Origin of the sequence: Streptomyces europaeiscabiei (assembly GCF_001550375.1) — a bacterium.
In the GTDB taxonomy this organism is placed as follows: domain Bacteria; phylum Actinomycetota; class Actinomycetes; order Streptomycetales; family Streptomycetaceae; genus Streptomyces; species Streptomyces europaeiscabiei.
In genome coordinates this window covers 1-11,914 of the sequence record NZ_LRTR01000865.1, presented here as the reverse complement: position 1 = coordinate 11,914, position 11,914 = coordinate 1, and the positions used below count along the sequence as shown (strand labels likewise).

Annotated in this window: 11 protein-coding genes; 7 read left to right on the top strand and 4 right to left on the bottom strand. The window is 70.8% G+C overall.

Annotated elements, in window-relative coordinates:
* Window positions 1–114: 114 nt before the first annotated feature.
* Both AWZ10_RS44065 and AWZ10_RS44060 read right to left on the bottom strand, forming a co-directional pair.
* Window positions 115–894 carry an SDR family NAD(P)-dependent oxidoreductase gene (locus AWZ10_RS44065; protein WP_060893980.1) on the bottom strand — a complete coding sequence of 260 codons (780 nt, stop codon included), beginning with the start codon at window positions 892–894 and terminating at the stop codon, window positions 115–117.
* 70 nt (window positions 895–964) lie between these two features.
* Window positions 965–1,633: an HAD family hydrolase gene (locus AWZ10_RS44060; protein ID WP_060893979.1), complete on the bottom strand. Its 669-nt coding sequence runs from the start codon at window positions 1,631–1,633 to the stop codon at window positions 965–967.
* A gap of 215 nt (window positions 1,634–1,848) precedes the next feature.
* Between AWZ10_RS44060 and AWZ10_RS44055 the strand changes: the two genes are divergently transcribed.
* The 4 genes from AWZ10_RS44055 to AWZ10_RS44035 all read left to right on the top strand — a co-directional run bounded on the left by AWZ10_RS44055 (window position 1,849) and on the right by AWZ10_RS44035 (window position 7,522).
* Window positions 1,849–2,511, top strand: a complete 663-nt coding sequence (locus tag AWZ10_RS44055) for a TnsA-like heteromeric transposase endonuclease subunit (RefSeq protein WP_006379097.1) — start codon at window positions 1,849–1,851, stop codon at window positions 2,509–2,511.
* Window positions 2,508–4,592 carry a Mu transposase C-terminal domain-containing protein gene (locus AWZ10_RS44050; protein WP_044472798.1) on the top strand — a complete coding sequence of 695 codons (2,085 nt, stop codon included), beginning with the start codon at window positions 2,508–2,510 and terminating at the stop codon, window positions 4,590–4,592. The genes AWZ10_RS44055 and AWZ10_RS44050 overlap by 4 nt, the downstream gene beginning before the upstream one ends.
* Window positions 4,589–5,608: an ATP-binding protein gene (locus AWZ10_RS44045; RefSeq protein WP_006379212.1), complete on the top strand. Its 1,020-nt coding sequence runs from the start codon at window positions 4,589–4,591 to the stop codon at window positions 5,606–5,608. Before AWZ10_RS44050 ends, AWZ10_RS44045 begins: the two co-directional genes overlap by 4 nt.
* Window positions 5,609–6,883: 1,275 nt before the next feature.
* Entirely contained in the window at window positions 6,884–7,522 is a 639-nt protein-coding gene (locus AWZ10_RS44035) for a PadR family transcriptional regulator (protein ID WP_078935697.1), read from the top strand.
* Window positions 7,523–7,624: 102 nt separating this feature from the next.
* Here the strand turns inward: AWZ10_RS44035 and AWZ10_RS44030 are convergent, their stop codons facing one another.
* Window positions 7,625–8,053, bottom strand: a complete 429-nt coding sequence (locus AWZ10_RS44030) for a type II toxin-antitoxin system Rv0910 family toxin (RefSeq protein WP_046708892.1) — start codon at window positions 8,051–8,053, stop codon at window positions 7,625–7,627.
* A gap of 420 nt (window positions 8,054–8,473) precedes the next feature.
* On the opposite strand from AWZ10_RS44030, the gene AWZ10_RS44025 reads away from it, so the two are divergent.
* Complete coding sequence (locus tag AWZ10_RS44025) at window positions 8,474–9,013, top strand: Clp protease N-terminal domain-containing protein (RefSeq protein WP_107417620.1); 540 nt, start codon at window positions 8,474–8,476, stop codon at window positions 9,011–9,013.
* Window positions 9,014–9,108: 95 nt separating this feature from the next.
* Complete coding sequence (locus tag AWZ10_RS44020) at window positions 9,109–10,116, top strand: EamA family transporter (RefSeq protein ID WP_060893977.1); 1,008 nt, start codon at window positions 9,109–9,111, stop codon at window positions 10,114–10,116.
* A 94-nt stretch (window positions 10,117–10,210) separates the two neighbouring features.
* On the opposite strand, the gene AWZ10_RS44015 is transcribed toward AWZ10_RS44020, so the two are convergent.
* Window positions 10,211–10,897 carry a pyridoxamine 5'-phosphate oxidase family protein gene (locus AWZ10_RS44015; protein WP_060893976.1) on the bottom strand — a complete coding sequence of 229 codons (687 nt, stop codon included), beginning with the start codon at window positions 10,895–10,897 and terminating at the stop codon, window positions 10,211–10,213.
* A gap of 35 nt (window positions 10,898–10,932) precedes the next feature.
* On the opposite strand from AWZ10_RS44015, the gene AWZ10_RS44010 reads away from it, so the two are divergent.
* Window positions 10,933–11,914 (top strand): aminotransferase class I/II-fold pyridoxal phosphate-dependent enzyme (locus AWZ10_RS44010; protein WP_060893981.1); only part of this gene is annotated, 982 nt, incomplete at its 3' end.

The window sequence follows — 11,914 nt, the reverse complement described above, 5'->3', positions numbered from 1 at the left end:
GGGGCGGCGTGCCAGTGCCGCGGCAGGCGACGTTCGCCCCGTCGCGACGCCCGGCACGCCGAGAGCACGCACCGGACGCCGCTCCTGCACGGGCGAACGTTGTCTGCCGCGGCACTAGTGGACGGAGAAGCCGCCGTCGACGAAGACCGACTGTCCGGTGATGTAGCCGGCGGAGCGGCCGGCCAGGAACACCGCGGCTCCGGCGAAGTCGTCGGCCAGGCCGTTGCGTCCGGCCAGGGTGCGCGCGGCGAGGGCGGCCACCTTCTCCGGGTCGGACGACAGCCGCGTGTTGAGCGGGGTCGGGACGAAGCCGGGGACCAGGGTGTTGCAGGTGACGCCGTGGGGCGACCACTCCTCGGCCTGCGAGCGGGCCAGTGACTCCAGGGCGCCCTTGGACACGCCGTACGCCCCGCTTCGGACGAACGCCCGGTGTGCCTGCTGGGAGGTGATGTGGATGATGCGTCCGTAGCCCCGCTCGGCCATGCCGGGGCCGAAGCGCTGGCCCAGCAGGAAAGGCGCCTCCAGGTTCACGGCCATGGTGGTGTCCCACACGTCCTCGCCCAGTTCGCTCATCGGCGGACGCAGGTTGATGCCGGCGCTGTTGACGAGGATGTCGGGTTCGCCGAACGCGTCGGCCGCCTGCTCGGCCGCCGCACGCACGCCGGCCCGGGTGCTCAGGTCGCCGCTCACCCAGGCCGCCCGGCATCCGTCCGCCGTCAGCTCGTCGACCGTGGCCGTCAGCTCCGCCTCCTTGCGCGCGACGATCACCACGCTCGCCCCGGCCCGTGCGAGAGCCGTGGTGATGGCCCTGCCGATGCCGGAGCTGCCGCCTGTCACCACGGCGACCCGGCCGTCCAGCGAGAACAGTTCGGAGAGGTAGCTGTCGGAGATCATTTCCGCACCCTAGAGGGCGCGTCGACGGCGATGGTGCGTGGGGGATCGCCGGATCGCAGTCCTGGCCGGGTCACCCCGGCTGGTCCGATCGGTTCGTGGTGCTGATGACGTGGTCCATCGCGGAGGTGATGTCGGCTGCGACATGGGTGGGCCGGTAGGAGGCCTCGTTCCAGGCGCGGCCGTTCGCCACCCACGCGCTGCGCAGGCCGAGTGCGTCGGCGCCAGCGATGTCGGCGTGGGGCGAGTCGCCGATGACCCACGCGCCGGCCAGGGGAAGGCCGACGGTGGCGGCCGCGGCGTGGAAGATCTCCGGGTCCGGCTTCTTGCGGCCGACGGCTTCGGAGACGACCCAGCCCTGCACGAGCCGGTCGAGTCCGGTGTTGCGGATCTTCGTCTCCTGCTGGACGGTCCGGCCGTTGGTGACGATCACGCAGGTCCAGCCGCCGGTCCGCGCTCTGGCCAGTGCCTCGCGGGCGGCCGGCGCCAGGACCGCGCGGTCGGCGGCGCCGGTGTCGATCAGGGTGCGGACGGCGGAGGGCGGTACCGCGCTTCCGTAGCGGTCCGTCAGGGCGGCGGCGACCTCGTGACGAGGGGTGTAGCCGCCGGCGTCGACGGTCGTCACCCACAGCAGGTCGGTGTCGGGCAGGCGCTGCGCGGAGAGGAAGGCGGCCGCGGCGTCTCGGAAGGCCGCGTCGCGGTCGATCAGGGTGTTGTCCAGGTCGAGCAGCAACAGGGGCATGCGCGGCAGTAGATCACGACGACTGACCTGTGACAGTGGAGATGGATCTCTTGTCACCGAAGTTGGGCCAACGCTAGTTTGTGACAACGGAGTTGGGCTGGTCGGGCATCCGGCAGGTGGGAGATTCGGTGGGGGCACCTGTCTATGGGCTTGATCAGGCTGCGCTCGGGGGCTTTGAGCTGGACTTCTGTGTGGATGGGGTCCGGAGGCGTGAGTTGCTGCAGACGAGCTGGGATGTGCGGTTCGAGGCGGTGGAGCCGGTGCGTGAGTTCACTTGGCACAAGTACGGCCGGGGTTTCGCGGGCTGGTACTACTCGGTGACCACGCAGGAGCACGTCGGCTACGAGTCGTGGCTCGAGCGGGACCGGCTCGTCCTGTTGGACAGAGATCCGCAGGTCACCGCCGTCGCCTCGCAACCGTTCTGGCTGCACTGGCGCGAAGGCGAAGAGAAGCATCGGCATGCTCCCGACTACTTCGTTCGGCTCGCGGACGGGCGGGCCCGTGTCGTCGACGTACGCGCCGAGGACGACATGGACGAGAGGACGCGGGAGTCCTTCGCCGTGACCGAGCGTGCTTGCCAGACGGTGGGCTGGGAGTTCGTCTGGGCGGGTCGGCCGGATCCGGTGTTCATGGCGAACGTCCGCTGGCTGGCCCGCTATCGGCGGACGCGTTGCGGCCGGCCCGAGGCGGTGGTCGACGAGCTGGTGGAGGTCTTCCGTGAGCCGAAGGGCTTGTGGGAGGGCGCCGGTCTGGTCGGGGACCGGCTGCGGGTCCTTCCGGTGTTGTTCCACCTGCTGTGGTCCGGCGCCTTGGGCACGGACCTGGTGGGCGGCTTGATGCAGACCGGCAGCCTGGTCTGGACGGAGGTACGCGGATGAGCGGGTTGAAGCGGCCACCGGCCTTGTCGGTCGGCCACAGAATCCGGTTCGAAGGCCAGGTCAGAGGGGTTCTCGAGGTCACGCCGCAGGCAGCGGTGGTGGAGGACGCAGAGGCTCCTCACCGGGTGGTCGCCCTCCTCGATTTGTTCGAGGCGGCGGACTTCGAGGTCCTGTTCCAGGCCGAGCGGATGCCGCTGCCCAAGGTCGGGCTGCTGGAGGCGTTCCCGCCCGAGGCGGTGAAACAGGCCCTGTGGTGGGAGGGACACATCCTGGAGGTAATCCACGGGATAGCGCCGGACACGGACCCCGGCACGGAACCACGGCCGGGTTACGGACCGGGGTCCTCGATGACCTCCCGGGAGCGGGCCAAAGCGGCTGAACTGGCTGTTGCCGGGCACGATGTCGCGGCCAAGACGATCGGCAACCGGCGGCGCCGCTACCAGACACAGGGCCTGGTCGGGCTGGCCGACCACCGTCCGGTCCGCAAGCGGGCGGAGTTCGGCTCGGTGCCCGAGCCGGTCGTCGAGGCGATGCGGAAGGCGATCAAGGAAGGCGTCGACACGTCGACCCGCAACGGGTCCTACCTGATCTGGCGGACCGGGGAGATCCTGCGGGAATCGGGCGGTGATCTGTCCGAGTTGCCGACCCGTCGGACCCTCTACCGGCTGCTGGCGAAGCTGACGAAAGGCACCCACGCGACCGGCTCGGCCGTCACACGCCGCTCGAAGGCCCACGGGGCGGCGGCTCCGTTCGGCGAGCTGACGGTGTCGGCCCCGGGCGAGGTCATGCAGATCGACTCCACCCCGCTGGACGTGATGGTCCGCCTCGACAATGGGGTTGTCGGGAAGGTCGAGCTCACCGGCATGATCGATGTCGCGTCCAGGACGCTGTCGGCGGCGGTGCTGAGGCCGACGACGAAGTCGGTGGACGCGAGTGTGCTGCTGGCCCGCACGGTCACTCCCGAGCTGATGCGGCCGGGCTGGGTCGAGGCGCTGAGGATGTCCCGGTCGGTTCTGCCGCACCGCAGGCTGCTGACGCTGGACGAGCGCCTGGAGCACGCGGCGGCCAAGCCGGTGATCGTCCCAGAGATGATCGTCTGCGACCACGGCAAGGCATTCATCTCCCGCAACTTCCGGGCCTCTTGCCGGTTCCTGGAGATCGACTTCCAGCCTACCCACAAGGGCTCGCCCTTCCAGAAGGGGCACATCGAAAAAATGCTGGGCTCGGTGGCCACGATGTTCGCCCAGTTCCTGCCGGGCCACACCGGCCGCAACACCGACCAGCGCGGCCGGCACCCCGAGCAGGAGAACCTGTGGTCGCTGCCCGAACTGCAGGACCTGCTGGACGAGTGGATCGTCGCGCACTGGCAGAACCGCCCGCACGAGGGCCTGCGCGACCCCGACCACCCGGGGCGGCTGTTCACCCCGAACCAGAAGTACGCGGCCCTGGTCGAGGCATGCGGCTACGTCCCGGTCGCGCTCAGCGGGCAGGACTACGTCGAACTCCTGCCCGCGGCCTGGCGGACCGTCAACTCCTACGGCATCCGCATCAACAACCGCACCTACGACAGCCCCGACCTCGGTCCGATGCGCCTGCGTGACTCCGGTGTCACCGCGAAGCGGGGGCTCTGGGAGGTCCACCGCGACCCCTACGACGTCTCCTACGTCTGGGTACGCAACCACCGAGGCGACAGCGAGTGGGTCCAAGCAACCTGGAAATACCTGAACCGGGCGCCGGTCCCCTTCGGAGACCTGGCCTGGGATCACGTCAGCCACCAACTGCCCGGAGCCACCGAGGAAGAGCTCGCCCAGGCCGTCGCCGACCTGCTGACCCGCGCCCACGCCGGCCCCGACCGGCCGGCCGCGAAGAAGAAGGCCAGGAAGGTCGGGTCGGGCAAGACGGTCAAGGCCGAGCGGCGGGTCGCCGCCCGGACGAAGACCGCCCCGGCCACCGTCCCCTCCCCGACGCCCGAACCCCCGCAGCAACCTGAGGCCGAACCACCCACCGAGGACGACGATCTCGCCGAGGTGATCCCGCTCGGACTGTTCAACCCACTCGAAGACCCCTGGGGACGCTCGTGACCACGCTGCCGGCCGACGACCCTGACGAGGACTTCGGACGGCAGCTGACCACCCTGCCCGGCTGGCGCGAGTTCGTCGGTGCATCCCTCAGCGAGCGCATGGCCGCGCTGACGAAGGCCGAGTACGACGCGCTGGAGGCGGAGAGCCAGGACGCCTACGACGACGACCGGCTCAACCACCATGCCCGCCTCCAGGTGGTCGCCACCTCCACGGTCCGCGCCACCGTCACCTGCGGGCGCCGTCTGACCATCCTCAACCGCGGGGCGATCAGCGCTCGCCGCGGCCTGATCGTCTCCGGGCCCGCCAACACCGGCAAGACGATCGCTCTCACCCAGCTCGGCCTGGCCCACGAGCTGCAGGACCGGCGCCGGCACCCCGGACAGGACGACCGCATCCCGGTCATCTACATCACCGTCCCGCCGGCCGCGACACCCCGCATGATCGCCGCCGAGTTCGCCCGCTTCCTGGGCCTGCCAGTCCTGCGGAGTTCGAACATCACCGACCTCACCGAAGCCGTCGTCGGGGTCTGCACCAAAGCCCGGACCGGCGTGATTCTGGTCGACGAGATCCACAACATTTCGTTGACGACCCGTCACGGAGCTGAAGCCTCAGACACGTTGAAGTACTTCTCCGAACGCATCCCGGCGACCTTTGCCTACGCGGGCATCGACGTCGAGTCCGGCAGCCTTCTGTCCGGCACCCGAGGAGACCAGATCGCCGCCCGCTTCACCCCGATGGCCACCCACCCCTTCCCCTACAACAGTGAGTGGAAAGCACTGGTCGCGCAGATGGAGGCCAACCTCGTGCTGCACGAGCACAAGCGCGGCACCCTGACCCGCCTGGACCGCTTCATCCACACCCGCACCGGCGGCATGATCGGCACCCTCTCCCACCAGATCCGCGGAGCCGCCATCGATGCCATCCTCGGCCGCACCGAGAAGATCAACAAGGCGGGCCTGCTGGCCGTCGACCTGGACATCGCCTCCCGCCGCAAGCGCCCGGACACAGACCGGTGATCCCGCCTGCCGGGGAAAGCCCCGTCGCCCAACTGCCGTTCCAGGTCCGCCCGCAGAGCGGTGAAGGAGCCCGCTCGTTCATCACCCGGCTCGCCCATGCGAACTGTCTTCCACCCGCCTACCTGCGGAAATACCTCGCCGAGCCGCCCATGCACCGCGGCACCCCGAGGTGGGACCGCATCGCCGCAGCTGCTGGGCGCGATCCGGTCGAACTGCGCCAGGTCCTGGAGACCATCGAGTGCGAGGAGTGCGGCGCCCCGATGCGGCCGATGGCGAGCTTCGGCGTCAAACCGCGAACCTGCTCGAAGGCCTGCCGGCAGAAGCGATACCGCCGACGCATCCCAGCGGCTGACTGGAAGGAGGTCCCCTGCCGCGTCTGCGGGCAGATGATGAAGAGGCTCGGACAACGCCGCCACATGTGCTCATCGCACTGCCGCCGGGTCGCTTTCCAGTTCCGCCAGCGCGGTGAACCACTGCCGCGGCCACCGAACTCCAAGGCCGACGCCGGGCCCGCCGGCGAGGACGAACTCACCGGCCTCTGCCCGGTCTGCGAAGGACCGATGAACATCGCCACCAGGCGAAAAGCATGCTCGAAACGCTGCAGTATCAGGATCTCCCACTGGACCCGCAGCCCGCTTCCGACCGCGACCTGCCGTCACTGCCAGGAACCACTCCTTCCCAGAGCCGACGGCCGGCCCCGCGAGTGGTGCTCGTTCGACTGCAGAACCAAGGAACGGCGCGGCCAGCAGAACCCGGTCGCAGCCGCGATCCCGTCCCAGGGAGCCGAAGTCGAGCTCGATCCGGCTGGACCGGAGACCTCTGGCCCCTTCGGCACGACGGCCTGTCAGGGCTGCGAGCGGTGCTACCGGCCCCTCAGGCCCAACCCCTGGTGCTCTTATCAGTGCTTTGACCAGGAAGTTCTCGCTCGATCCGACCAACAGCAATGCGCAGCCTGCGGAACCTCCATGGCCCATCGCAAGCCGGTTACAGGGCGCAAGTGGTGCTCGGGCGCCTGTCGGCAGAGGGCGATCCGCTGGCGAGCGGAGCTCCGCGACCGCACAACGCGAGTCACCACCGGCTCAACTTCACTGTCACAAACCATCCAGTGACCCAACTTCGATGACACAAACGGCCATCGGTCCAACTTCGGTGGCGAACGGGCCATCTTCGCTGTCGCAGGTCAACGACGTTCCGAGAACGGGGGTTGCCAGACGACAGGTCCCGATATATCGTTGAAGCATCGCGACAGATCAACGATGGAATGGAGTGATTGCGATGCGTTCCCGTGGACAGGACTTCGGATTCGAGCGTGGACATGGACGCCGTGGTGGGGAGAACCCCCGCGGCCGAGGTGACGCCGAGGCGCTGCGCGCCGCCTTCGGGCCCTTCGGGCCGGGCCATGGTGGTCCCGGGCCGTTCGGACCCTTCGGTGGTGGCCCCTGGGGTGGGCGCGGCCGAGGCGGACCCAGGGGAAGGGCGCGGCGGGGCGACGTGCGCGCGTCGATCCTGGCCCTCCTCAAGGACAGGCCCATGCACGGCTACGAGATGATCCAGGAGATCGCCGAGCGCAGCGGCGGGGCGTGGAAGCCCAGCCCCGGCTCGGTGTACCCCACCCTTCAGTTGCTGGAGGACGAGGGGCTGATCGCCAGCGCGTCCGAGGGCGGCAAGAAGCTGTTCTCGCTCACCGAGGCCGGTCGTACCGCGGCCGAGGAGGGGCCCGAGGCCCCCTGGGAAGAGGCCTCCCGTGGGGTCGACTGGGAGGCGCTGAGCGAGATCCGGCAGGCCGGGTTCGGTCTGATGGAGGCGTTCGGCCAGGTCTGGAAGACCGGCGACAAGGACCAGCGCGACAAGGCGCTGACGGTGATCAACGAAGCCCGCAAGAAGCTCTACCTGATCCTCGCCGACGAGGACTGACGGCAGTGCGTGGGTGATACGTGCGTGAGAGCGCCCCGCGGAGATTTCCGCGGGGCGCTCTCGTGTGCGCGGGGCGCGTGAGCGGTACGGCCGGGCGTGTGGTCAGGTCACGAGGCCGCCCAGCTTGCGCAGGGATTCGTCGAGCGCGGCCGTGGCGGAGTCCCTGAGCTTGCCCGCCATCAGGGAGACGGCGGCGCCGGTGAACCGGCCGTCGATACGGACCGTGGTGGCGTCGCCGTCGGGGGTGAGGGTGTAGCGGGTGGCGAGGTCCACGGCCATCGGGCCCTTGCCGCGGATGGCCAGGGTACGGGCGGGTACCAGTTCGGCGATGGTCCATTCGACCTCCGCCGGGAAGCCCATGAGCTTCAGGTTCTCCTGGAAGGTGCCGCCCACCGCGAGGGCCTTCGGGCCGCCCTTCGGGAAGCCGGTGTGGGTCGTGTTCCACTCGCCGTACGCGGACCAGTCGACGAGCCGGGCCCAGACCTGCTCGGCGGGTGCCTCGATGCGTGCCTCCGCGCTGACATCGGCCATGCGACAACCCCTTCGTCTCGGACGCTGGTGTCGCGGAACGTAGCCCCGGGGCCCGGAACATTCAATACTGATGAACCGTCAGGAATCGGCCCCGGCCGGTCCGGGGCGGCCCCGGTCGGTCCGGTCGGCGGGCAGTGCGCCGCGGGGAGGAGGCGTACACCCGGTACCTGTCCTGCCTGCCGTCGATCGCGGGCAGGACCACCGGTCGGCATCCGCACTCCACGCGGTCGGGTACGAGCGCCGGTGCGATGCGGTTGTGTGCCAGGCGCTGGGCGGAGAGGTGCGCGCCCCTCCAGCGCGGCAGCCGGATCTCATCCGTAGGGAGGAGAAGCGGCTCCTCCCTACGCAACCTGTGTCGGACGCGAAGATGCTTCCTTTCGTGGATGACCCCGGGGCGGTGGGACTGATGGGGTGGAGGGCGTGCTATTCCGTATTCCCCGGCAGTCGGCCGTAGACCATGGTCCGGACCACGTGGAGATCGAAGGCAGGCTCACGGACGAGCTGGCCTCGGTGCTCGCCGGTGCGCGCAGACGGGCCCTCCGTGACGGCGACCGGCAGATCGACACCGCCCATCTGCTGCACTCGCTCCTGGAGGCGGACCCCGAGGTCCGTGCCGTCTTCGACGGCCCGCAGGTCGCCCGGCTGCTCGGCTATCTGGTGCAGCGCAGCATCGGGTACGGGCTGCGCTGGCAGATCGGCGTCGACGACGCCGGCGTCGTCCCCGGGGTGCCGGGCACGCCCGGCTGGTCGCCCGTGGCGGCTCGGGCGATGACGCAGGCGTACGACCGTGCCGTGCGGCGGGGGGACGGGTCGGCCCAGGGGGTCGACCTGCTCGCGGTGCTCGTCGCGGCCACCGGATCACGGGCCGTGGAGGTGCTGGGCAAGGTGGGTGTCGACGGGGGAGCGGTGGCACGTCGGATCGCGGGGACGGGTGGGGGCCGGGCGAGGGGGGGGTGGTGACCGGGGGCGCGGGTCGTTGAGGCGCATCCCTCTGAGGTCCAACGGGCGAGACAGGTGTCATCAGGGGTGACGGTCCTGTCGTCGACTGTCATCATGTGCCGGTGCATACGTCTCAGGGGAGTCAGGGGCAGCGCGGGCGCGGTGTCGGGCTGGTGCTCGCGCTCGGGTCCGCGGTCGCCTTCGGCGGATCGGGCACCGCGGCCAAGCCGCTCATCGAGGCGGGGCTGGACCCGCTGCACGTGGTGTGGCTGCGGGTCGTCGGCGCCGCGCTGGTGATGCTGCCGCTGGCCGTGCGCCACCGGGATCTGGTGCGTCGGCGGCCCGTGCTGCTCATCGGGTTCGGTCTGTTCGCCGTGGCCGGTGTGCAGGCCTTCTACTTCGCCTCGATCTCCCGCATCCCCGTCGGCGTCGCCCTCCTCGTGGAGTACCTCGGGCCGGCCATCGTCCTCGGCTGGGTGCGGTTCGTGCAGCGGCGGCCGGTGACGCGCGCGGCGGCGGTCGGGGTCGTCCTCGCGGTCGGCGGCCTCGCCTGTGTCGTCGAGATCTGGTCGGGGCTCGGCTTCGACCCGCTGGGGTTGCTGCTCGCGCTCGGGGCCGCCTGTTGTCAGGCCGGGTACTTCGTGCTGTCCGACCAGGGGAGCGACGCGGGGGTGGAGGCGCCGGATCCGCTCGGGGTCATCGCCTACGGGTCGCTGGTGGGCGCGGTGGCGCTCACGGTGGTGGCCCGGCCGTGGGGGATGGACTGGGCGGTGCTGGGGGGCGCCGCGTGGATGGACGGGACGGCTGTTCCGGCGTGGCTGTTGCTCGCGTGGGTGGTGCTGATCGCCACGGTGGTCGCGTACGTCACCGGGGTGGTGGCTGTGCGGCGGTTGTCTCCGCAGGTGGCGGGGGTCGTGGGGTGTCTGGAGGCGGTGGTCGCGACCGTGCTCGCGTGGGTGCTGCTGGGGGAGCATCTGTCGGCGCCGCAGATCGTGGGTGGGGTGGTGGTGCTGGCCGGGGCGTTCGTCGCGCAGCGGTCCGCGCCGGGGAAGAGTTCGGCGCGGCCGGTGGCGTCCGGTGGGGAGGGGGTCGAACCCGAGCTGTCGGTGGGGCGGGGGCGATGACGCCGGTGAGGGCTTCGTGGTCTGCCGACCGCGGCTCGTGTGGGGTTGCTCGCGCCGTTCCCCGCGCCCCTTCAGGGCGCGGGTGCGCCGAAAGCTACAGGGCCTTGAGGTAGTCCGGGAGTTCGGTGTCGGGGGCCAGGTCGGGGTCCGGGACGGGGGTCTCGTAGCCCTTGCGGAGAGGGACGACGCCGGCCCAGTGGGGGAGGGCGAGGTCCTCGGGCTCGTCGTTGACGCCGCCGGTGCGGGTCTTGGCGGAGACCTCGTTCAGGTCGAGGCGGATCACGGCGGTGGCCGCGAACTCCTTGGCGTTGGCCGGCCGGGAGTCCGCCGAGCGGCCCGGTACGACGTGGTCGACGAGGGCGTCCAGGGCGATCCGCCGCTCCTGCGGGTCGGTGACCTGGTGGGCGGTGCCGTGCACCACGACCGACCGGTAGTTGATCGAGTGGTGGAAGGCGGAGCGGGCCAGGATCAGCGCGTCCACATGCGTCACCGTCAGGCACACCGGCAGGCCCGGGTCGGCCTGGCCCGTCATCCGCAACGGGCGCGAGCCCGTCGAACCGTGCACGTAGAGCGTCTCGCCGACCCGGCCGTACAACGTGGGCAGCACCACCGGGGCGCCGTCGCGGACGAAGCCGAGATGGCAGACGTAGCCCTCGTCGAGTATCGAGTGCACCAGATCCCTGTCGTACGAGGCCTTCTGCGCGCCCCGGGTGGGGACGGTGCGGTCGGTGGGGGTGTAGGCGGCGGGCTGCGGTGTCGTCGACTGCTCGGGCCCCGTCATTGCGCTCTCCATTGCACTAGTGCATAATCTGCTTTGTGCTAGGAGAATACACGGTGACGGGTCGACGCGCGGCGGAGATTGCGGCGAGCGTCGAGCGGGCGGTCGGCGCGGGAGAGCTGGAACCGGGTGAACTACTTCCTCCCATGCGGGAGTTGGCCGATCGGCTGGGGGTGAATCCGAATACCGTCGCGGCCGCCTATCGCACCCTGCGCGAGCGCGGGGTCATCGAGACCGCCGGGCGGCGGGGGAGCCGTGTGCGGCCCCGGCCGGCGACGACGGGGCGGGAGTACATCCGGGTCGAGGTACCGCAGGGCGTGCGCGACCTCGCCGACGGCAATCCCGACACGACGTTGCTGCCGCGCCTCGCGGAGGTGTTCGCGGCGGCCGCCGAGCAGGGGGATCGCGAGCCGGTGCTGTACGGGTCGGGGGCCGTGGAGCCCGAGTTGGCGCGGATCGCGCGGGCCGACCTGGACGCCGACGGGGTCCCGGACGGGCCGGTCACCATCACCTCCGGGTCGCTCGACGCCATCGAACGGGTCCTGGCCGCCCACCTCAAGCCCGGGGACGCCGTCGCCGTCGAGGACCCCGGGTGGGGCAGCGTGCTCGACCTCGTCCCGGCGCTCGGACTCCGGGTCGTGCCGGTCGGAGTCGACGACGAAGGGCCGCTCGCCCACGACGTAGGCAAGGCGCTGGAGGGCGGGGCGCGGGCCCTGATCGTCACCGACCGGGCACAGAACCCGACCGGCGCGGCCGTGAGCGCCGCACGCGCGCGTGCCCTGCGGTCCGTGCTGAAAAAGCATCCCGAGATCCTGCTCATCGAGGACGACCACGGCTACCGGATCGTCGACCAGCCCCTGCACCCGCTGGCCGGGACCACCCGCAGCTGGGCCTTCGTGCGGTCGGTCGCCAAGGCGTACGGCCCCGACCTGCGGCTCGCGGTGCTCACCGGGGACGCCGTCACCGTCGACCGGGTGCGGGGCCGGCAGCGGCTGGGGCCGGGCTGGGTGAGCCGGCTGG